The sequence below is a fragment of the Pseudomonas sp. JDS28PS106 genome (assembly GCF_036706555.1).
In the GTDB taxonomy this organism is placed as follows: Bacteria; Pseudomonadota; Gammaproteobacteria; order Pseudomonadales; family Pseudomonadaceae; genus Aquipseudomonas.
Map to the genome: position 1 here is coordinate 391,019 of NZ_JBAJGT010000002.1, position 21,639 is coordinate 412,657.

Annotated in this window: 18 protein-coding genes; 6 read left to right on the forward strand and 12 right to left on the reverse strand. The window is 64.1% G+C overall.

The window, feature by feature from the left end:
- Positions 1–86: 86 nt before the first annotated feature.
- From pvdM to TRP66_RS04985, 6 genes are all read left to right on the forward strand, one after another.
- Positions 87–1,433 carry a pyoverdine-tailoring dipeptidase-like protein PvdM gene (gene pvdM, locus TRP66_RS04960; protein ID WP_333400249.1) on the forward strand — a complete coding sequence of 449 codons (1,347 nt, stop codon included), beginning with the start codon at positions 87–89 and terminating at the stop codon, positions 1,431–1,433.
- Positions 1,434–1,470: 37 nt separating this feature from the next.
- Positions 1,471–2,754: a pyoverdine-tailoring periplasmic protein PvdN gene (gene pvdN / locus TRP66_RS04965; RefSeq protein ID WP_333400250.1), complete on the forward strand. Its 1,284-nt coding sequence runs from the start codon at positions 1,471–1,473 to the stop codon at positions 2,752–2,754.
- 41 nt (positions 2,755–2,795) lie between these two features.
- Positions 2,796–3,656, forward strand: a complete 861-nt coding sequence (gene pvdO, locus TRP66_RS04970; protein WP_333400251.1) for a dihydropyoverdine dehydrogenase — start codon at positions 2,796–2,798, stop codon at positions 3,654–3,656.
- Positions 3,657–3,688: 32 nt separating this feature from the next.
- Positions 3,689–5,353 carry a cyclic peptide export ABC transporter gene (locus TRP66_RS04975; protein WP_333400252.1) on the forward strand — a complete coding sequence of 555 codons (1,665 nt, stop codon included), beginning with the start codon at positions 3,689–3,691 and terminating at the stop codon, positions 5,351–5,353.
- 418 nt (positions 5,354–5,771) lie between these two features.
- Positions 5,772–8,045, forward strand: coding sequence for a TonB-dependent siderophore receptor (locus tag TRP66_RS04980; RefSeq protein ID WP_333400253.1), 2,274 nt, complete (start codon positions 5,772–5,774; stop codon positions 8,043–8,045).
- A 268-nt stretch (positions 8,046–8,313) separates the two neighbouring features.
- Positions 8,314–10,749, forward strand: a complete 2,436-nt coding sequence (locus tag TRP66_RS04985; RefSeq protein WP_333400254.1) for a TonB-dependent siderophore receptor — start codon at positions 8,314–8,316, stop codon at positions 10,747–10,749.
- 5 nt (positions 10,750–10,754) lie between these two features.
- Here the strand turns inward: TRP66_RS04985 and TRP66_RS04990 are convergent, their stop codons facing one another.
- The 12 genes from TRP66_RS04990 to gspE all read right to left on the reverse strand — a co-directional run bounded on the left by TRP66_RS04990 (position 10,755) and on the right by gspE (position 21,567).
- Positions 10,755–11,489, reverse strand: a complete 735-nt coding sequence (locus tag TRP66_RS04990) for an alpha/beta hydrolase (RefSeq protein WP_333400255.1) — start codon at positions 11,487–11,489, stop codon at positions 10,755–10,757.
- Between the two features lie 77 nt (positions 11,490–11,566).
- Positions 11,567–13,834 carry a type II secretion system secretin GspD gene (gene gspD, locus TRP66_RS04995; RefSeq protein ID WP_333400256.1) on the reverse strand — a complete coding sequence of 756 codons (2,268 nt, stop codon included), beginning with the start codon at positions 13,832–13,834 and terminating at the stop codon, positions 11,567–11,569.
- A complete protein-coding gene (locus TRP66_RS05000; protein ID WP_333400257.1) occupies positions 13,834–14,364 on the reverse strand; it encodes a hypothetical protein in 531 nt (176 codons plus the stop codon). Before TRP66_RS05000 ends, gspD begins: the two co-directional genes overlap by 1 nt.
- Positions 14,361–14,972 carry a type II secretion system protein GspM gene (gene gspM / locus TRP66_RS05005; RefSeq protein ID WP_333400258.1) on the reverse strand — a complete coding sequence of 204 codons (612 nt, stop codon included), beginning with the start codon at positions 14,970–14,972 and terminating at the stop codon, positions 14,361–14,363. The genes TRP66_RS05000 and gspM overlap by 4 nt, the downstream gene beginning before the upstream one ends.
- Positions 14,962–16,017 (reverse strand): PilN domain-containing protein, encoded by a 1,056-nt coding sequence (locus TRP66_RS05010; protein WP_333400259.1) that lies wholly within the window; start codon positions 16,015–16,017, stop codon positions 14,962–14,964. Before TRP66_RS05010 ends, gspM begins: the two co-directional genes overlap by 11 nt.
- Entirely contained in the window at positions 16,014–16,748 is a 735-nt protein-coding gene (locus tag TRP66_RS05015; RefSeq protein ID WP_333400260.1) for a type II secretion system minor pseudopilin GspK, read from the reverse strand. Before TRP66_RS05015 ends, TRP66_RS05010 begins: the two co-directional genes overlap by 4 nt.
- Positions 16,745–17,377 (reverse strand): prepilin-type N-terminal cleavage/methylation domain-containing protein, encoded by a 633-nt coding sequence (locus TRP66_RS05020; protein ID WP_333400261.1) that lies wholly within the window; start codon positions 17,375–17,377, stop codon positions 16,745–16,747. The genes TRP66_RS05015 and TRP66_RS05020 overlap by 4 nt, the downstream gene beginning before the upstream one ends.
- Positions 17,374–17,748 carry a type II secretion system protein gene (locus tag TRP66_RS05025; protein ID WP_442965164.1) on the reverse strand — a complete coding sequence of 125 codons (375 nt, stop codon included), beginning with the start codon at positions 17,746–17,748 and terminating at the stop codon, positions 17,374–17,376. The genes TRP66_RS05020 and TRP66_RS05025 overlap by 4 nt, the downstream gene beginning before the upstream one ends.
- Positions 17,745–18,179: a pilus assembly FimT family protein gene (locus TRP66_RS05030; protein WP_442965165.1), complete on the reverse strand. Its 435-nt coding sequence runs from the start codon at positions 18,177–18,179 to the stop codon at positions 17,745–17,747. The genes TRP66_RS05025 and TRP66_RS05030 overlap by 4 nt, the downstream gene beginning before the upstream one ends.
- A gap of 8 nt (positions 18,180–18,187) precedes the next feature.
- Complete coding sequence (gspG, locus tag TRP66_RS05035) at positions 18,188–18,619, reverse strand: type II secretion system major pseudopilin GspG (protein WP_333400262.1); 432 nt, start codon at positions 18,617–18,619, stop codon at positions 18,188–18,190.
- A 24-nt stretch (positions 18,620–18,643) separates the two neighbouring features.
- Positions 18,644–19,846, reverse strand: coding sequence for a type II secretion system inner membrane protein GspF (gspF, locus tag TRP66_RS05040; RefSeq protein ID WP_333400264.1), 1,203 nt, complete (start codon positions 19,844–19,846; stop codon positions 18,644–18,646).
- Complete coding sequence (gene gspE / locus TRP66_RS05045) at positions 19,843–21,567, reverse strand: type II secretion system ATPase GspE (RefSeq protein ID WP_333400266.1); 1,725 nt, start codon at positions 21,565–21,567, stop codon at positions 19,843–19,845. The genes gspF and gspE overlap by 4 nt, the downstream gene beginning before the upstream one ends.
- Between the last annotated feature and the right edge of the window lie 72 nt (positions 21,568–21,639).

The window sequence follows — 21,639 nt, forward strand, 5'->3', positions numbered from 1 at the left end:
GCGGATCCCCCGCTAAATTTTCCGGCGCTGCGCTCGTTCACCCCAGATAGCAAAGGCTCTGAACGGCTTACCTGAACGAGATGGCAATGACGAAACCGCGTTGGAAAAAGACCCTGCTCATCGGCCTGCCGCTGGCCCTGGCCGTCAGCGCCGCGGCCGGCGTGCTGACGTGGAACTACTGGTCGCCCGCCGGCTACCCGGTGAAGGTCATGCAGCAGGCCGAAGCCTTGCAGGAGCGCATCGTCTCGTTCGACAGCCACATCACGGTGCCAATGAAATTCGGCAGCGAGGGCAACGAAGCCGACAAAGACGGCTCGGGCCAGTTTGACCTGGTCAAGGCTGGTCGCGGACGGCTTTCCGGTGCCGCCCTCACGGTATTCGGCTGGCCGGAGATCTGGAACGGGCCCAACGCGCCGCATCGACCGACCGCGGGGTTCGTCGAGGAAGCGCGCATGCAGCAGGAAGTGCGCTACAAGATCATCACCGGTCTGGTGCGCGATTTTCCCCATCAGGTCGGCATCGCCTACACCCCGGAAGACATGCGCAGGCTGCACGGCGAAGGCAAGTTCGCGATCTTCATCAGCATGCTCAACGCCTATCCGCTGGGCGACGACCTGAGCCAGCTGGACCTGTGGACCGCTCGCGGCATGCGCATGTTCGGCTTCAGTTATGTCGGCAACAACAGCTGGGCGGACTCCTCGCGACCGCTACCGTTCTTCAACGATTCACCCGACGCGCTGGGCGGACTTTCGGAAATCGGCCAACAGGCCGTGCGCCGCCTCAACGACCTGGGCGTGATCATCGACGTATCGCAGATGTCGAGCAAAGCGCTGGAGCAGGTCGCCCGTCTGAGTCGCACGCCCATGGTCGCGTCCCATTCCGCGCCCCGGGCGCTGGTGGACATTCCGCGCAACCTCAGCGACGAAGAAATGCAGCTCATCAAGCAGAGCGGTGGCGTGGTACAGATCGTCGCCTTCCCCGCTTATCTGCGCCCCCTGAGCGAACGGACCCTGGGTAAGCTCAACGACCTGCGCAAGGAATTCGATCTGCCGCCCCTGCCCAACCTCGCCATGGCGCTGATGCCCGGCGACCCGATCATCACGGTCTGGCCGGAACAGCGCTTCGGCGCCTACGCCGGCAAGCTGTACGCCATTCTCGAAGAAGAGCCCAAAGCCACGGTCAAGGACTTCGTCAACGCCATCGACTATGCCGTGAAGAAGATCGGCATCGACCACGTCGGCATCAGCTCGGACTTCAACGATGGCGGCGGCGTGAAGGGTTTCAACGACGTCGGCGAAATCCGCAACGTCACCGCCGAACTCATCGAACGCGGTTATGCCGAGGCCGATATCGCCAAGCTGTGGGGCGGCAACTTTCTGCGGGTCTGGGGCGAAGTCCAGGCCGCGGCCGCCCGCCCGGTCGCAGCCCAATGAACCGGCCCATGCCTTCCGATTTTTCCGGTGACGCCCGATGACGGACCGCAGAACCTTCCTTAAGCAGGCCGGCTTGCTGGCCGCCGCGCTGCCCCTGGGGTCTGCCCTGAATCCGGCGCTCAGTGCCACCGCGCATCCGGCCCCTGCTGCCGGGGACAAATGGACGACGCTGCGCACGCTGTTCGATCAGGACCCGGACTGCCTGCACTTCTCGAATTTTCTGGTGACCTCCCACCCCAGACCGGTGCGCGAGGCAATCGAAGCCCACCGTGCGTTCATCGACCGCAATCCCGGACTGGCCATGGACTGGGATTTCCAGGAAACCGAACGCCGCGAAGCCCAGGTGCGCGAGTGGGCCGGCCGCTATCTCGATGCCCGGCCTGGCCAGATCGCCTTGACCGGCAGCACCACCGAAGGCCTGGCAATCATCTACGGCGGCATCAATGTCCGGCCGGACCAGGAAATCCTCACCACCGAACACGAACATTCCTGCACCCGCGCCATCCTCGGCTTTCGCCAACGGCGCGATGGTACACAGGTGCGCAAGATTCGCCTGTTCAAGGACTCGGCCCAGGTGTCCAGCGACGAAATCCTCGGCAACATCGCCCGCAGTATCCGTCCGCAGACCCGCGTGCTGGGCATGACTTGGGTGCAGTCCGGCAGCGGCGTCAAACTGCCAATTGCGGACATCGGCGCGCTGGTGGAAGAACACAACCGCGAGCGGGACGAAAAGGACCGCATTCTCTACGTGATCGATGGCGTGCATGGTTTCGGCGTCGAGAATCTGGATTTCCCCGCCATGAAGTGCGACTTCTTCGTCGCCGGGACCCACAAATGGATGTTCGGTCCGCGTGGCACCGGGATCGTCTGCGCCCGCTCTGAACAGCTCAAGGACGTCAGCCCGCTGATCCCCACCTTTTCGGAAGCCACCAGCTTCGGGACCATCATGACCCCGGGCGGCTACCACTCGTTCGAGCACCGCTGGGCGCTCGACAAGGCGTTCGAGCTGCACTTGCAACTGGGCAAGGCCGAAGTCGAGCGGCGCATTCACCAGCTCAACAGCGAGTTGAAACAGCGTCTCGCCGAGCGGCGCGATATCGAGGTGGTCACGCCGCTGGACCCCCGACTCTCCGCCGGTTTCAGTTTTTTCCGGGTCAAGGACCAGGACTGCGATCAGGTCGCCGCGCGGCTGATGAAACAGCGCGCCGTGGTGGATGCCGTGGATCGCGACATAGGTCCGGTGGTGCGCACTGCCCCCGGCCTGCTCAACGACGAGGCCCAGATCGAGCGTTTCATGGCCTTGCTCGACCGTCCCGCCTGACGCGGCGTATCCCTTTTTGTCCATTCGTTATCGAGGCTGCCATGAAACACGCCCTATCCTTCTTCTCCCTGACCGCGTTGCTGGGCCTCGGACTGCCCGCCGCCGCCCTTGCGGCGCAGCCCGAGCCGGGGAAGGTGTTCAGGGACTGCAAGGATTGTCCGGAAATGGTCGTGCTGCCCGCCGGCAGTTTCACCATGGGCGCCCCGGAAAGCGAACTGGGTCGCCAGCCCGACGAAGGTCCGATGCATGAGGTGACCTTCGACAAACCGTTTGCCATCAGTCGCTTCCAGGTGCTGGACGGGGAATGGCAGGCCTACCTGAAAAGCTCCGGCTACCGGATGCCCGACGGCGACACCCGACCCGGTCGCGAGTGTCTGGCCGGCAAGCCGCGCTATCCCATCGGGCCGCGCCAGCCCGCGGTGTGCATGGACTGGAACGAGGCCAACGCCTATGTCGCCTGGCTATCGAAGAACACCGGCAAGCACTACCGAATGGTCAGCGAAGCCGCCCGTGAGTACGCCGCCCGCGGCGGCAGCACCGGCCCCTTCCCGTTCCCCATGGACGAAGGCAAGACCTACGGCATTGCCAAACACGCCAATACCTACGGTCCCGAGGACGGCTTCAGCTACACCTCTCCGGCCGGGAGCTTCAGCCCCAACGCCTTCGGCATCTACGACGCCCATGGCAACGTCTACGAATGGACCGCCGACTGCGAAACCAGCAACTACAACGGCGCCCCCACCGATGGCAGCCCGTGGCTGGCGGGCGACTGCAGCTGGAAGATGATTCGTGGCAACGACTGGACCGAAGCGCCGATCTTCTCCCGCTCGGGCAACCGCAACAGCCGCAAGCCCGACGTTCGCGGCGACTGGCTGGGCTTCCGCGTAGCCCGCGATCTCTGACCACGGCAACCCTACTCTTGCGAGACGACAGCATGACCTTCAAATCCGAAAGCCTGGTCCGGGAAACCCTGAGAATCCTCAAGCCCTTCCGCTGGCTGGTTGCGCTGTCGACCGTGCTGGGTGTGGTCAGTGGCCTGAGCGTCACGGCGCTGCTGGCAACCATCAACCAGGCCATGAACCTGCCGGACGGGCCGACGGCGCGCACCGCCTGGCTGTTCGCCGGTCTGTGCGTGCTGACCCTGGCCTGCTCGACGCTGTCGAGCCTTGCCACCAACTACGTGGGCCAGCATGTGGTCGCCAACCTGCGTCGCGACCTGAGCGCCAGGGTACTGGTCGCTCCCATCGAACAGCTGGAACGGTTTCGCGCGCACCGGCTGATTCCGGTGCTGCTCAACGACGTCAACACCCTCAGCATGTTCGCGCTCTCGGTGGCGCCGATGATCATCGCCTTCACCGTCACCCTGGGCTGCCTCACGTACCTGGCCCTGCTGTCATGGCAGATCCTGGCGCTGACCGTGCTGACCGTGGCTCTGGGGACCGGCGCGCAGTATCTCGCCCACGGCCTGGGCCTGCGCAACATCCAGCAGGCGCGCAACGCCGAGGACGACCTGCAGAAGCACTATCAGGCAATATCCGCCGGCGCCAAGGAGCTGCGCATTCAGCGCCAGCGGCGTCAGGACCTCAACGACCGGCAGATCCACGGAACGACCGAGAGCATCTGCCGCCATAACATTCGCGCGGCGACCATCTTCGTGACCGCCGAAACGTTCGGCTCGACGCTGTTCTTCGCGGTGATCGGCATCGCCATCGCCTTCCAGGCCATGTGGCCGACCGCCGAACGTACCGTGCTGGGCGGTTTCGTGCTGGTGATGCTGTACATGAAAGGCCCGCTGGAACGCTTGATCATGTTTTTGCCGGCCATGACCCGCGCGCAGATTTCCATGCGGCGGATCACCGAACTGGCGACACGCTTCGCCAGTCCCGAGCCGCATCTGCTGATGGCTGACCGACCCACGATGCTGCCGGAGATGAAGACTCTGGAGCTGGATCACCTGAGCTACGACTATCCGCCGGTGGCTGGCAACGAGCCGTTTCGGCTGGGGCCGATCGACCTGCGCATTCGCCAAGGCGACATTGTGTTCATCGTCGGCGAGAACGGCTGCGGCAAGACCACGTTGATCAAGCTGTTGCTGGGGCTTTACAGCCCACAGCAGGGACAGATCCGGCTCAATGGCGAAGCCGTCACGGCGCAGACCCTGGATGACTATCGCCAGCTATTCACGACGATCTTCGCCGACTATTACCTGTTCGAGGAACCGCTGCCGGGCCAGACCGAGCTCCCGCCTGACGCCGCCCGCTACCTGGAGCGCCTGGACATCGCCCACAAGGTGAGCATCGACAACGGCCAGTTCACCACCACCGATCTTTCCACCGGCCAGCGCAAGCGCCTGGCGCTGATCAATGCATGGCTCGACGAGCGTCCGGTGCTGGTGTTCGACGAGTGGGCCGCCGACCAGGACCCCGCATTCCGCCGTGTGTTCTATACCGAGCTGCTGCCCGAACTCAAGGCACAGGGCAAGACCATCATCGTCATCTCCCACGACGATCGCTACTTCGACATCGCCGACCAGCTGGTGCGCATGGACAAGGGCCGGATTCAGGTGGAGCAGGTTCAGCCGGAACGCGTTACAGCCTGACCCCCAACGACCGCTGGCGATAAACATAACGCGGCATGCCTGATTTTTCGCGAGGTCTTCGCTGCTGCCGCTGCGCGCCAGATCGCTGGCAAGCCAGCTCCCACACAGACCCGCGGCGATCATTGATCTCGTAGGAGCCAGCTCGCTGGCGATGAACGATAACGCGGTGTGCCTGACATCCCGCGCCGTCGATCCTGCTGCCGCTGCGCGCCAGATCGCTGGCAAGCCAGCTCCTACAGGGGATTCGCACGTTTGTGAAAATTTCATTAAATCCCGCCGCGGATCGTTCGTTCTTTTCCTGACACCGCGCGCATGTCTGCTTTCTGCTCCGGTTTCCGACCCTAACGATATCGCCGCGCCGGGGCCTCGGCACGGCGAGTGCTGTCTCCTTGCCAATACCAACTAGAAAGAGCACTCCATGCATACACCTTCCCGACTCACGCCCTTGAGCAAGGCACTGTTGCTCAGCCGGATCTTACGCCCGTATCCCGCCCTGACCGCCATGGGTCTGGCCTGCGCCTTGCCCCTGGCCGCCCAGGCGCAGGAAGCGCAGACCGGTGTCGAGACTCAGCCTCTGGGGAGTGCGCTGAGCCAGCAGGACACCGCGGCGGCGATCAATCTGGCGCCGACAGCCATCGATTCCAAGTCGCTGGGCCTCAACACCGACGGCACCGGTTCCTACACCACCGGCGCCGCGAGCATCGGCAAGGGCGCGCCGCAGTCTCTGCGCGAAACGCCGCAGTCGGTCACCGTCGTCACCCGGCAGGTGATGGACGATCGCAACCTTACCTCCCTGAGCGAAGTGCTGGAAGATACGCCCGGCATGAGCTTCCAGTACCGCAACTTCGGCGGGCACGTCTACACCTCGCGCGGTTTCTCGCTGCTGGCCGAAAGCTTTCTGGTGGACGGCATCGGCGGCCAGGGTTATCAGATCACCGGCTGGATGCAGCCGGACATGGCGATCTACGACCGCGTCGAGGTGCTGCGTGGTGCATCGGGCCTGCTGGTCGGCGTCGGTCAGCCCGGTGGCGCGGTGAATCTGGTGCGCAAGCGGCCCACTGCCGACAACCGGTTCTCGATCACCACCCGCGCCGACTCCTGGGATCAGTACCGGCTCGATCTGGATGCTAGCGGCAGGCTCAACGACTCGGGCACGGTCCGCGGACGCATGGTCGCCGCGTATGACGACAGCGGTTCGTACCTGGACAACCGCGACAGCCGCACGCCGCTGCTGTACGGCATCGTCGATTTCGACCTGAGCGACGCGACCACCCTGACCATGAGCCTGCGTCGTCAGGAGCAGGAGATCAACGGCTATTCCATCTACGGCCTGCCGCGTTACAGCAACGGCAACGACCTGCATCTGTCGCGCTCGACCAACCTGGCGCCGAAATGGAACCAGCTGAAAAGCGACATGACCGAGCTGTATACCGAGGTCGCGCACCGCTTCAATGACGACTGGACCAGTCGCACGTCCCTGACCTATTCCGAGGGTGGTTTCGATCAGCAGATCGCCTATGCACGAGGCGCTGTCAATCCAGTGACCCTGGCAGGCTCGACCTTCCAGAACACACTGTTCCGTCGCGACGAAGTGCAGAGCGCGGGTTTCAACAGCCAGCTGGAAGGCAACTTCAATGCCTTCGGCCTCTCGCATCAGGTCACACTGGGTGCCGACTGGTCCAGGCAGGAATCCAATACCAAACAGGTGCAGGTCGCCACACGCTCGCCCATCAACATCTTCAACGTCAATCACAACGCGATTGCCAAGCCGGATCGCCCGACATGGGCAACCGATATCGACATGACGGAAGAACGCGCCGGTCTTTACGCCAACACCCGTCTGCATCTGAGCGAACCCTTGAGCCTGGTGCTGGGTGCGCGTCTGAGCTGGTTCGATTACAAATACGATGTGAAGCGAGGCAGCGCGACTTCGTACGAATCCAATGAGACCCAGGAGTTCACGCCGTTCGCCGGCCTGATCTATGACATCAACGACAACTGGTCTTGGTATGCCAGCTATGCGGACATCTTCACCCCGCAAGCCGAATACGTGGGGCTGGATGGCGGTGCGCTGGACCCGGCAACCGGCACCAACTACGAGACCGGCTTCAAGGGCGAGCTGTTCGACAAGCGCCTGAACCTGTCGCTGGCGATGTTCTACATCAAGCAACGCGACGTGGCCGCGGTGGACTTGTCGGACGCGGCTTCCGAAGCGTTCTGCCCGACCAGCATCGACGGCTCCTGCTATGTGCAAGGCGACGTCAAGCGCAGCAAGGGTTTCGAGATCGAAGCCAGCGGTGAAGTGCTGCCGGGCCTGCAAGTCTTCGGCGGCTACACCTACAACATGCTGACCGCCAGCGGTGACCTGGATGTGGCCTACGAAACGCCGAAACACATGCTGCGCATGAGCTCGAGCTACAACCTGCCGGGAGCGTGGAATCGCCTGACCCTGGGTGCCGGCGTGTCGGCCGATTCCGGCTACGACGTACCGGGCAACGACCGTCTGGGCGTTTCTGGCCGCGCGATCTGGGATGCCCGCGCTTCCTGGAAGCTGGACGAGCACTGGCGTGTGTCGCTCAACGCCGAGAACCTGTTTGATCGCAAGTATAACGTCACGTCCGTCGCCACCGACCGCTCCAACCTCTATGGCGAACCCCGCAGCTACGTGCTGACCTTGCGCGGCGATTTCTGATCGCGTCTTGAAGCACCGAAAGCCAAGGGGAAAGCCTTGGCTTTTTTGTTGCGATGTGCCCGCTGGCTTACGGACGCAGGTACGGCACCGACCGCTGTGGGAGGGACCTTGGTCGCGACCGGCGTTACACGGTGTGACTGACGTACTGCGTCGCCTGCGGCGCGAGCCCGTAAGCCAGCTTGCTGGCGATAGGACATTCAAACGACGACAGACCGCAACCGGCAAATCCATTATCCTGCGGTACCGATCATCGAGAGCCGTCCCCGCCATGCCCACGCCCCCCGCTCCCCTGCCAAAGGGAGGTGCGAATCCGTCTGTTCGTCGTCGCTCGGCCGGGCTTGCGCTCAGGCGCGTGGGACTGGCGTGGATGCTTGTCGTGCAGGGCGACGCGCTGGCCAACGACGTCGAATTCGATATTCCTGCCCAGCCGCTGAACAGCGCGGTGCGGGAACTGGGTCGGCAGACCAGCCTGCAGGTGCTCTACAACCCCGAGGATCTCGAAGGAAAACGCGCAACCGCAGTGCGCGGCAAACTGACGCCGGAACAGGCCGTCGAGCGGCTGCTCAAGTCGTCGGGCGTTCCTTACGTCCTGAGCGCCGACACCTTGACCCTGGGCGCGGCCGCCACTTCATCCGAAGCGCTGAGCCTGGAGCCGACCGACATTCATGGTCGCCAGTTCGGCGCAACCACCGAGGGCAGCGGTTCCTACGGCAGCCCCACGATCAGCCTCAACAAGACCGAGCAGTCGCTGCGCGAAACGCCGCAATCGGTCACGGTCGTCACTCGCCAGCTGATGAACGACAAGAATCTCACCGGTCTGGACGATGTCATGGCGCAGACCACCGGCATCACCTTCTCCCAGCGCAACTTCGGCTCGCATGTGTTCAGCTCCCGTGGCTTCGCCATGGAGGACGAGAGCTATACCATCGATGGCGTGTCCGGCCAGGGTTACAGCATCACTGGCTGGATGACACCGGACATGGAAATCTACGACCGCGTCGAGGTGTTGCGGGGCGCTGCCGGCTTGCTGGTCGGCGCGGGCAACCCCGGTGGCGCGGTGAATCTGGTGCGCAAGCGGCCGACCGCGTTGCCCCGATTTTCCCTGACTACCCGCGCGGGCACCTGGGACAATTACCGGCTCGATCTGGACGGCAGCAGCAAGCTCAACGAGGCCGGCAACCTGCGTGGACGCTTCGTTGCTTCCTGGGAAGATCGCGGCTATTTCGTCGATGGCTTGCAGCGCACCGCGCCGCTGCTGTACGGCATTCTGGAAAGCGATCTGAGCGACGACACCGCGCTGGCCTTCGGCTTGCGTCACCAGCGGGCCGACGTGCGCGGTTTCTCGATCTTCGGTCTGCCCCGCTACAGCGACGGCCGGGCAATCGATCTGCCGCGCTCGACATCGCTGGCGCAACACTGGAACCGGCACCAGACCCGCACCGATGAGGTGTTCGGCGAGCTGACCCACCGCTTCGACGAGCGCTGGAGCGGCAAGCTGTCGGCAACCCGCTCCTGGGGCTCGTTCGATCAGAAGGTGGCCTACGCCCAGGGCCCGGTGAATTCCGAGACCGGCACAGGTACGCGGCTGGCCCGCACGCTGTTTCGTGACGATGACCTGCAGAGCCAGGGCTTCGACGCGCACCTGGACGGTGATTTCGACGCCTACGGCCTGAACCATCGGCTGACGGTGGGCGGCAACTGGTCCGAGCAGCAGCGCCGGTCCCTGCAGGCCACGGTCAGGGCCAACCTGCCCATGGACGTCTTCGATCCGGATCATCATCTGATCGACGAGCCTCAGCGTCCGGCGTGGAGCAACATCACCGACTTCAGTGACAAGCGCTACGGAATCTACAGCAACCTGCGCCTTGGGCTTTCCGAGAGCCTGCATCTGGTGCTCGGCGGACGCGTCAGCTGGTATGACTATCAGACCGGCTCCGCCGGGCAGACCGTCAAGGCGCAGGAGCAGCACCGGCCTACGCCCTTTGTGGGCCTGGTCTATGATCTCGATCCCGACTGGTCGGTCTACGCCAGTTACACCGATATCTTTTTGCCGCAAAGCGGCTTTCGCGAGGCTTCCGGACGTCTCCTCGATCCAGCGATAGGCTCAGCCCATGAAACGGGCATCAAGGGCGAGCTGTTCGACAAGCGGTTGAACCTGTCCCTGGCCATGTTCTACGTCAAACAGAAGGACGTCGCGGTCGAAGACGACGCCAATCAAGGCCGCTGCCCGACCAACGACGTCTATGGCACCTGCTACTTGAATGGCGATATCCGCCGCAGCAAGGGTTTCGAGCTGGAGGCCAGCGGCGAACTGTTGCCGGGACTGGAAACCATGGCGGGCTATACCTTCAACGTCACGAGAGGCAGCGATGGCCAGTCGATTTCAGCGGAAACGCCGCGCCATCTGCTGCGCCTGACGACTGCCTACACCCTGCCCGGCGCCTGGAACCGGCTGACGGTTGGCGGCGGCGTGTCAGCCCAGAGCGGCTATACGGAGCATGAGTCACAAGCACCGATCCATAACCCCGGCCGCGCTGTCTGGGACGGACGAGTGGCATGGAAACTGGACGACCACTGGACCCTGGCTCTCAACGGCAACAACCTGCTGGACCGCAAGTACTACAAGGCGACCGGGGACATCGACCGGGGCAATTATTACGGCGATCCGCGCAACTTCGTCATGACGCTGCGCGGCGATTTCTGACGGCGTTACTTCAGCGACTGATCGAGCCAGCGCGCCAGGTCGGCCACTTCCGCAGCGTTGATGGAGTGTTCCAGGCCTTCATAGCCATGAAACTCCGGGTGCAGGCCAAGCTTCTTCAAGGTGGTCTCGGCTTCGGGTCCGCCGCTGTAGGCGACCTGATGATCTTCGGCACCGTGGCCGATGAACACCTTCAACCCCGCCAGCCGCCGATCCTCCTTGAGGCCGGATTCCAGCACGGGCAAGAGCCGGCCGCTGAGCGCCGCAAAGCCGCCCACCAGCTTCGGATCGCGCAATGCCACTTCGTAGCTCATCATGGCACCCTGACTGAAACCGATCAGGTAGACCTTCTGCGGCTGGGTGCGGTATTTGCCGGTCGCTTCACGAATGAAGCGGGTCAGAAGCGCGCCACTGCTTTTCAGATCGTCGGTCACGCCGTCATAACCGGGCACGCCGGTCTTCTGAGTGAACCACTTGTAGCTGCCGGGCCGTAACTCCATCGGGGCACGCACCGACAGGTAATTGTAGTCCGGCGACAGACGATCCTTGAGGCCGAACAGATCCTGTTCGCTACTGCCGAAGCCGTGGATGAAGATCACCAGCGGCCGGTCCGGCGCATCGGCGTTGATCGCCGCCAGGTACTTCAGCGAAAGATCGGTCAGCGGCTCGTCCTGGGCCTGCGCGGCCGCCGAACAGACGAATCCTGAACAGATCAGCAACAGGGCACCGAGTAGCTTGAGCATGTAAGGTGTTCTCCGGTAAGCGCTGCCCGCAGGCAGCGTCGTAGGTCAAAGCCGATCAGGTTGCCCAGCCTACCGCATCATTTTTGCAGATTGAATTGCGAAGCCTCAGGCTTGAGCAATTGCATCTGCTGACGGTAGTCATCGGTCACTTGTCGCGCCTGGCTGTTGCTGGTGATGACGCGCGGCGTGATGAGCACGATCAATTCGGTACGATCCTTCGACCGACTGGTGTTACCGAACAGCCAGCGCAGACCGGGGATACTTCCCAGGTAGGGCACGGCGCTGACCGATTCGGCGTTGTCCTGTTTGATCAGACCACCGAGCAGAACCGTCTGGCCACTCTGCGCCGCCACTTGCGTCGAGACCGAACGGGTGGAAATCCGCGGATTGCCGTTGGTGTCGGTAGTGCTGCTGCTGTCCGCATCGCTGACCTGTTGCTGAATCTCCATGTACACCAGACCGCCTGGATTAATGCGCGGCACCACGTCCAGAATCACACCGGTCTGCACGTATTCGACGCTGCTCAGCGTGGTGTCGGAGGTACTGGTGTTGACGGTGGTCTGGCTGATCGGAATATTGTCGCCGACCTGAATCTGCGCCTGCTGGTTGTTCATCACCACCAACGATGGTGCCGACAGCACCTGGGTACGGCCGTTGGTTTCCAGCGCGTGCAGCGCCACTTGCAGATTGGTGCTGACAAACGAGTAAAACAGCGAATCGGTCGACCCCAGCCCCGCCCCGCCGCCGCCCAGCGCGCCTTGACTGCCGGACTCGTTGGCAACCGTAGTGCTGGTGGAATTGCCGGCCAGGCGACCCAGATACCATTGCACGCCCATGTCCAGTTCGCCGGTCAGCTTGACCTCGAGAATCCGGGTTTCGATCTGCACTTGCAAAGGCGGATTGTCCAGCCGCTTGATGGCCGATTCGATTTCCTTCCACTGCGCGGGACGCGTGCGCACTAGCAACTGATTGCTGCTTTTCTGGGCGGTGATGCGCGTGCTGGCATCGAGCGATTTGCTGCTCTGAGTGCTGTCGCTGGCAGTCTCGTCGCTGCTCGAGTCATCCCCTTCGCTTTCGCTCTCGTCCGCGGTCTGGACGCTGGCGCCCTGGGTGGAGTTGCCGCTCAGGCCGCCCAAGGTGCTGCTGCCGCCGAGGCCGGAGGTGCTCCCCGTGGAATTAAGCGACGAAAGGGTCGTGGTACGTAGTCCGGGCGCGACCTTGGCGGCCGAATCGTCCTTGATCGCACCGGTGCCGTAGATCTGGCGCAGATACTTCGCCAGATCGGTGGCCTTCATGTTGCGCACGTCATAGACGTACATCTGCGGCTCGTTGCCGCCTCCTTCGTCGATGGTGTGGATCCACTGGCCGACTTCGTTCAGGTATTCGGGCTGCGAGGAGATCGCGACTACCGAATTGGTCCGTTCGATGGGCAGGAAGCGCACCATGCCCGCCAGCGGCATGCCGCTGTCCGGGCCGAACATCTTTTGCAGTTCGGGCATCAACTCGGCGACCGAGGCGCGTTGCAGGCCGAACACGCCGACCGACATGCCCTTGAGCCAGTCGACGTCGAAGGTGTCGATGGTGTCCTGGTAGTTGGCCAGCTCGTCAGGCGTGCCGGCCAGGCTCAGCACGTTGCGCGCCGGGTCCACCAGCAGGAAGGCGTTTTCCCGGGCGAACGGCTTGAGCAGCTTCTGCATTTCGGTGGCCGAGATGTAACGCAGCGGGAACAGCCGCGCCGACATGCCTGCCGACGGCTGGGCCACGCGCATCTCCGGGGTCAGCTTGCCCGCCACCGCCTGGTTGGAGGGCAGGATCACGTAGCGATTGCCCTGGCGGATCATCGCGTTGTCGGTCCAGGACAGCAGGGTTTCCAGAATCGACAGCGCCTGCTGTTTGTTGACCGGCTTGGAGGTCGAGAAGCTTACGTCGCCTTTCACGCCCTGAGCGATGCTGTAGTTCTCCCTCAGCAGGTCGCCCATGATGCTGTTGACCACTGCCTGGATCGGCTGATTGGTGAAGTTGAACACGATGTCGCCGGCATCGGATTCGGCCGCGGCCGCCTGTGCGGTGGGCTGGCGGATGAAACGCTGGTTGCCTTTGATGATCTGGCGCTGGGGCGAAATGGCCGCCGATTGCGGTTGCGGCTGCACCGGCGGCAGTTCGCTGCGCGGGTCTACGGGCAGGCGTTGGGAGCCTGTGCCCTGGAGCGCTTCGCGCAGCATGCCGTTGTCGGGGTCGAGGGATTCAGGCGTGGTCGAGCAGCCGGCAAGTGCAACGGCGGTCGCCAGGCAAAGCAAGGGGGTGCGCAAGGTAGCGATGGTGGTAACTCCAGAATTTCTACCCATCACTGGGTCGGATCGTTGGTCAAGGTAATCGGGGGTGTGGTGGAAGGCGGCGGCAGACGCGGCGCGGGCAAGCGCAGCACTTCGGTACGACCGTCGAGGCCGAAGCTGGCCTGGGTGGGGTCGAGTCTTTCCAGCGTCCAGCCGTTGGGCAGGCGCTCGCCTTGTTTCACTTTCAGGGTTTTGTCGCCGGCCTGTTTCAGCAGCGCAACGCGGGTCGAGCCGTCGATGAGCACGCCGGTCAGGGTCAGACCCGCGAGGCTCGTCGCCTGGGCACCGGTCTGGCGAACCGCCGGATCGGGACTGCGGTCGGGGCTGAACAGCGGCGTCTTCCAGGTGTTGGACAGACTGGCGAGGCTGGCCGTCGGCGCCTGCCGAACCTGCGCGGTATGCGCCGCTGGGTCGCGCGGCGCGGGCGCCGGCAGCCAGTCGGGCGCATGCAGGCCGCCGCCGAGCATCAAAGCGATCAGCAGGGCGAGCAGCGTCGCGACGCCCAGCAACGCCCAGTCGAGCGCGCGCAATGAGTTTTTCATTGTTCGCCCTCCCCGGCAGAGGCCGGTTGCAGATAACCGCGCACCAGCAAGTGCGCGACCAGCTTGCCGGCGGGGCCGACTGCCGGTGCGTTGGCGTCGCGGCGCAGGCTCATTTCATCGATGAACAAGAACGGGCGCTCGTATTCCAGGGTGTGCATGATGGCCGTCAGCGGCTCGATGGCACAGTTCAGGGTCAGGCTGACCTTGACTTGCCGGTACGGCTCGGCGCTGTCCTGCTCGGGCGTGATAGGCATGCGCTGGGTCAGCTCGCAACCGCCGCTCTGGCCTGCATGGCGACCGATCAGATCGGCGATGCGCTGCATCAGGTCGGCGGCGACGGCGCTGGGATCCTCGCCGGGCAGCAGGCTGGTGCTGCTGGCCGGATCGCGCCGCGCCTGCTCCAGTTGGTCACGCAGCGCATCGCCTTGCTGCAGCAGCCCGGCGTAGCGCTGTTGCTGTTCGCGCAATTGCTCGACCTGTTCGTCGACGTCGCGCAGCGGGCCGGCGAACCAACTCTCGACCAGCAGCCACCAGGCCAGATAAAGCACCAGCGCCAGGATGATCAGGGCAGCGCCCCGGCGTTCGCGACGGGTCAGTTCACGGCGCATCGACAGACTCCTGATGCAAATGGGCACGCAGCGAGTATCGATCCTTGCCGGTTTTCGCGTCGGGCTGGATCACGCCCTGGAACTGCACGTTATCCAGGTTGCGGCAATCCTTGGCGCGGGCGATCAAGGCGCTGGCCTTGGCGCTCTGGCCGGAAAATGCCAGTTCCGCGCCGTCGTTGATTTCCAGATGTTCGATCCAGGTGTCCGCCGGCAGGCAGGCGGTCAGCTCGCTGAGCAAGGCGGACAGCGGCAATTGCTCGGCCTTGCGGCGCAGCAGGTAGTTGGCCGCGCCGAGGGTATTGGTCAACTGTTGGCGCAACTGTTGGACCTCGGCCGCTTGCGCACGCTGGGCCTGAACCTGGGCCTGCATCTCTTCGAGCAGGCGTTGCCGACCGTCGAGCCACAGCCACATGCTGCACAGCAACAGCGCCACACAAAGCCCGATCAGTCCGCGACGTAGCCGCGTGCCCGAGCCCGACTGTCGAGGGCGTAACGGCATCGGCAGCAGATCGACACCCATGCGCTGCTCAACGCTGCCGACATCCACGGCATCCGGACGTACGCCCAGCGCCGCGCATTCGGCCAGAATGCGGTCCAGACGGTCGCGCGCCACCGCCACCAGCGTGACTTCGACGAAACTGGCGCTTCGATTCTCCTGACGAGCCACGAAATACAGTTGCCCCGCCTCGAACGGCGTAAAGCGGTCCAGCTCGTAGCCGATCACGGTCGACAGGTTGCGCGCCGCGGCAGCCGGCAATCGCAGGGTCTGCACGAGCGCCTGGGAAGACGGCAACAGCAGCACCTGGCGCGCGTCGGTCTGCGGCCGCTCGACCGGGTTGCTCAACGGCCAGGCAAAAATCTGCTCGGTGGTGTCACGAACCAGCCAGCGGCGCAGGTTGTGCGGCAGACAGTCGCGCAGCTCCGCCAGCCACCAGTGCCAAGCGCGCTGCGCCTGACTGCCGCGCCAATGCCCGGCAAGCCGGTCGCGCGCGGCGTACACCGACGCCAGGCGCGTCGAGCCGGATGATGAGACGGATGAATTCATTCTTGCCAGCGCAGCACCCGGTATGGTTGCGCGCCTCCCTCCGATGGGCTCAATAAAACAGTGGTCTGTAATAAAGCGACGACGCCGCCGGGTCGTTCCGCGCGGCTGTCGATGCTCAACATGGCGCCAGGATCGGCGCCTGCCGCGCTCTGGTTCGGTAAATTCAACGCCCGCCGCAACAGCGGCGAAGCGAAGGCCGGATCAGGCCGGTCCAGTCCGCTCCAGACAGTGATCTCCGGCAGCACCCGGGCGTACAGCGCCCGGCTCATGCCGGGTAGCGAGCGGACCTCCTCAAGCACCCGCAACGGCGACTGGCCGTCATTGCGCTGAGCGACGAGCGCCGCGGCCAGCGCGCTGGCCTGACCCCGGTCCGCACCACAGGCCTGAAACAGACGCACCAGATCGGTCGCCGGGGCACTGTTGAGGTCCAGTTTTCCGCGCTCGCTGCGAATGCTCACTGTCAGTTGCGTATCGTCCAGCTGTAGCGTGGTGAAGCGTCCGTCGGCGATCCAGCGTTTGCGCTGCGTCGCGTCGAGCAGGCCTTGCACGGTGATGTTCAGCCCGGCTTCGGCCGCCAGCAGTGCCTGAGTGTTCTGCCGAAGCCACAGTGCTTGCCGGCTTTCCAGCTGTACCCAGCCGGCCAGCCCACCGAGCAGCAGACTGAGCACGGCCAGCACCCAGAGCACTACCAGCAATGCCACGCCCTGTTGACGTCGATGCAAGTTGCTCACTGACCACCTGCCCCGCCGGACAGATCCAGTCGCAGCGCTACCACTTCGCTGACCCACGCCTGCGCGCCTTTCAGACGCAGATCGATCCGCACCGCACCGGGCAGGCGATTGGGCCAGGGCCATTGCGTCAGCCAGCCGGTCGGCTTGCCCTTGGGCGTCAACCCGCGATAACTGAACGCCAGCTCTTCCACGTTGTGCAGCAGCACCTGCGGCTCGCCCCAGGATTTAAGCGAGGTGCCATTCGCGGCGCTCTGCACCTGGGCGAACGCCACCTGAAAATCGCGCGCGTCCTGCGGGCCGTGCAGCGTCAGGGTATGCACCTGAATCCCGCCGCCCAGTTCACCCGGCAAGGTCGCCACGAATTGCAGACGCTGCGCCGAGCCCTCGAAAAACCCGCGGCTCATGTCGTCGTCCTCGGACGTATCCAGCGGCAGCGCCTGACTGATGGACGAGCGCAGAAAAGCCTGCGCGGCGCGTGTTTCGTCCAGGCCGGTGGTGTAGCGTTCGGCCTTGAGCACCGCGCGATTGGCGCCCAGCAAGGCACCGGCCACCAGCGCCAGCAGAATCCCCAGCAGGCTGATCACCAGCAACACTTCCAGCAGCGTGAAACCACGCTGGCCGGTCCTCACGATCCGGCTCCGGTTACGGCGCCGCGCAGTTTCAAGGTGCTGAAATGCGCCTTGCGTTGATGCTCTTGCACTGTCAGGTCCAGGCGAAAAAGTCTGGCCTGGCCGTCACGTCCCGGCAGTTGCCGGATGTCCAGTGTCCAGCCGATGCCTGACAGCTCCCCGCGACGGGTAGCGTTTTCCAGCGGCCCGGCGGATTCCTGTTCGAGAATCGAACGCGCCGCTTGGCTCAGACGATCACTGCGTGACACCTGCTGCAAGGAACGCGCGCCCTGGGCGAAAGCCACCAGCAACACGCCGCTGCACACCGCCATGACGGTAAGCGCGGCGAGCATTTCCAGCAAGGTGAAGCCGGACTGCGCTGCTTTGGTCACAGAGTGCGCACCTGCACATTACCCGTCAGCCAGGCGATATCGATCCGCCAACGCTTGCTGGCACCCTGTACTGTCAAGTTGCCGCCACTGGATCCGCCATCGGGATAGAACTCGACCGATGCGCCAAGATCGGCGGCGGTATTCAGGGTGATTCGCAGATGCTCGGGCAGATGCTGCGTACGCTTGCCCGGCGCCTTGACGGTCAGCCGGCGCAGATCGAACTCGGTCCTCGACGGTTGACCGGTGACGATCGCTTTCACCCGCGTGGCCCGCAGGGCTTCGACCATGTCGCCTACCGCGCGGCGTTCGCCGGCCGAGCTCAGGCCCTGATGCAGCGCAAAGCCCAGCAGCCCCACGGCAACGCTCATCAGCACCAGCACCACCAACATTTCCATGAGGGTGAAGCCACGGTGGGCGGCAGGCGCATTCATGCCGACGCTTATTCCCAGTTGCCCAGGTCGGCGCTGTAGCCTTCACCGCCGGGCTGACCGTCCTGACCGTAGAAAATCAGGTCGAAGCTGCCGTGCTGGCCCGGAAAGCGGTAGCCGAATTCATGACCGAACGGGTCCTTGAGGTCCGAAGGCTTGGCGTAGGGGCCAGCCCAGCCCGACACATTGCCCGGCTTCTCGGCCAGTTGCTGCAGGGTCTTGGGTGGCGAGCCGACATCCAGCGCGTAGCTTTCGATCTTCATGCCCAGGCTCGCCAGCTGCGCCTTGCCCGCGCCGTATTTGCCCTTGTCGACGTTGCCGCCCACCTGGCGCACCACGATCGTGGCGACGATGCCCAGCAGCACGATGACCGCAAGCATCTCCAGCAACGTGAAACCGCCCTGGCGGCGGGCGGGTTTGAAGCGTGTACGACTGAAGTTCATCACTAGGATTCCTCGTTGGAAAATTCAGATATTGCTGGTCAGGCTCATCAGCGGCAGCATGATCGCCAGCATGATCACAGCCACCATGCCGGCCATGACCACAGTGAGCGCCGGCACCAGCGCGGCCAGCATGCGGTCGATGCCGCGCTTGGCTTCGACGTCGAATACGTCGGCGACCTTGAGCAGCATGCTGTCCAGTTCACCGGCCTGTTCGCCGACCTCGATCATTTGCAGTGCCAGGTCCGGCAGCAAGGGCTGCGCGCCGAAAGCGCCGGCCAGCGTGCCGCCGCCCTTGACCGATTCGGTCGCCTGCTCCACCTGCGCCCGCAGTGCACGGTTGGTGCAGACCTGGCGGGCGATGACCAGTGCCTGAAGCAGCGCCACCCCGTTGCTGAGCAGGGTGCCCAGCGTGCGGGTCAGGCGCGCGGCTTCGATGCGCTGCAGCAACGGGCCGACGACCCGCAGCCCGAGCAGACGGCGATCGCGACGCTCGCGGCGCTGCGGATCGCGCATGCCCAGCGCCACGCCCCAGACCAGCAGAATCAGCCCGGCCAGCACCGCCAGCCCGTAGTCGCTGAGGAACTGGCCCAAGGCGAGAATCACTTCGGTGATCATCGGGATCGGCACGCCCAGATCCTTGAAGATCGGCACGAACTGCGGCACCACATAAGCCAAGAGCAGCGCCAGCGAGCCGAGCACGCCCACCACCAGAAACGCCGGATAGATCAATGCGTTGATCACTTCGCCGCGCAGCAGCTGGCTGCGCTCCAGATAGTCACTGAGCTGACGCAGCGTGCTTTCCAGCGCGCCGCCCGCCTCGCCCGCGCGGACCATGCTGATGTATAGCGGCGAGAACTGGCTGCCCTCTTCTTCCAGGGCAACCGACAGCGGTTTGCCGGCCTTGACCTGTTCGCGAATGCGCTCGATCAGCGCGCGGGTCTGTGGCTGACCGGGCTGTTTGAGGAGAATGCCCAGCGAGCGCTCCAGCGGTTGTCCGGCACCCAGCAGCGTTGCCAACTGCTGGGTGAAGCTGACCAGCGCCGCGCCGTTCAGCAGGCCGCTGCCCAGCGCGCGACGCAGGCCACCCAGGCCCGCCGGCTCGACGCTCAACACCATCAATCCGCGCTTTTGCAGGGCCGCCACGGCGGCGTCCTGATCCCGCGCTTCGAGGGTGCCATGCTGCGCAGCGCCCTGGGCGTCGAGCGCGCGATACTTGAACAGGCTCAATTGCTTTCACTCCGGGTTACCCGCAGCACTTCCTCAAGGGACGTCACGCCGGCCACCGCCTGTCGCAAGCCTTCTTCATGCAGTGTGCGCAAGCCGCCACGGCGGGCGGCTTCTTCAAGTGTGGCGGCGTCGGCGTGACGCATCAGCAGGCTGCGCAGTTCCTCGTTCATCACCAGCAGTTCGGTAATTGCGCTACGCCCCCGATAACCGCCGCCAGGCGCATCGGCGCGTGGACGGTAGAGGCGAATCGGGCGTTCGTCGGTGAATCGCTCCAGGCCATGCTCGGCGATCAGTTCCGGCGGCGCCTCGAAGGACTCGCGGGTCGCCGGGTCCAGCCGGCGCACCAGACGCTGGGCCAGGATGCCGTTGACGGTCGACGCAATGAGATAACTCTCCACGCCCATGTCCAGCAAGCGGGTGATACTGGCCGCCGCGCTGTTGGTGTGCAGAGTTGAAAGCACCAGGTGGCCGGTCAGCGAGGACTGAATGGCGATGCGGCAGGTTTCCAGATCGCGCATCTCACCAATCATGATCACGTCCGGGTCCTGACGCACGATTGAACGCAGGGCGCCGGCGAAATCCAGACCGATGGCCGGCTTGACCTGAATCTGGTTGATGCCTTCGAGCTGGTACTCGACCGGATCTTCGACGGTGATGATCTTGCGCTCAGCGGTATTGAGTCGCGACAGCGCTGTATAAAGCGTGGTGGTCTTGCCCGAACCGGTGGGGCCGGTGACCAGCAGGATGCCGTGGGGGCGCTCCAGCACTTCCAGAAAATGTTCGAGACGCTCGCCGTCGAAGCCCAGGCTAGGGAAGTCGAAATCGATGGTCTGCCGGTCCAGCAATCGCATCACCACCGACTCGCCAAAACTGGTGGGCACGGTGGATACCCGCAGATCCAGCTCCTTGCCCTGGATGCGCAGCATGATCCGGCCGTCCTGCGGCAGGCGGCGTTCGGCGATGTCGAGGCGGGCCATGATCTTGACCCGGGAAATCACCGCCGCCGATGAGCTGGACGGCGGTGCTTCGGCCTCGTGCAATACACCGTCGATGCGGTAACGCACCTTGAGCTGACTCTCGAACGGCTCGATATGGATATCCGAAGCGCGTTGCTCGACCGCGCGTTGCAGGATCAGGTTGACCAGGCGGATGACCGGCGCCTCGGAAGCCAGGTCCTTGAGGTGCTCGATGTCCTCGGAGGACCCGCCTTCTTCGTCGAGATTCTCGATCAAAGTGCCCATGGCCGAGCGGCCCTGGCCGTAATAACGCTCAATAAGCGTCTCGACTTCGTTGCGCGGCCCAATGGCAACCCGCACCGGCACTTCGCAGGCATAAGCGATGGCCTGAAACGGATAGACGCTGGTCGGTCGAGCGCTCAGCACCTGCAGGCCTTCGTCGCTCCAGCCCACCGGCACCACCTGATAATCGCGCATGAAGCGTTCGGTCAGCGGCGGCAGCGGATCAAGCAGCGGCGCCAGATCGTCGGCCGTCAGCAAAGGCGCGTTCAATAGCGCAGCCCATGCACGGGCCAATTCGATTTCGGACACCAGCCCCAGGCGCGTCAAAAGCCCCGGCAGGTCGTCACTTTCGGATTCCTGCTGCAAACGCTGGGCGCGCTCCAGGTCCTGCGGCTTGAGCCCTGCATGCTGCATCAGCCAGGCACAGACCTGCCCTGCTTCGGGAATCAGTATTCGGGTGGCATCGACAGGGGTTGACGGCATGGAAAGGAGGTCTGCATACGTCGAAGGAACAGGGTCCGGACGTCCCCGATGGCAGGGATGTCCGGAGTCAGG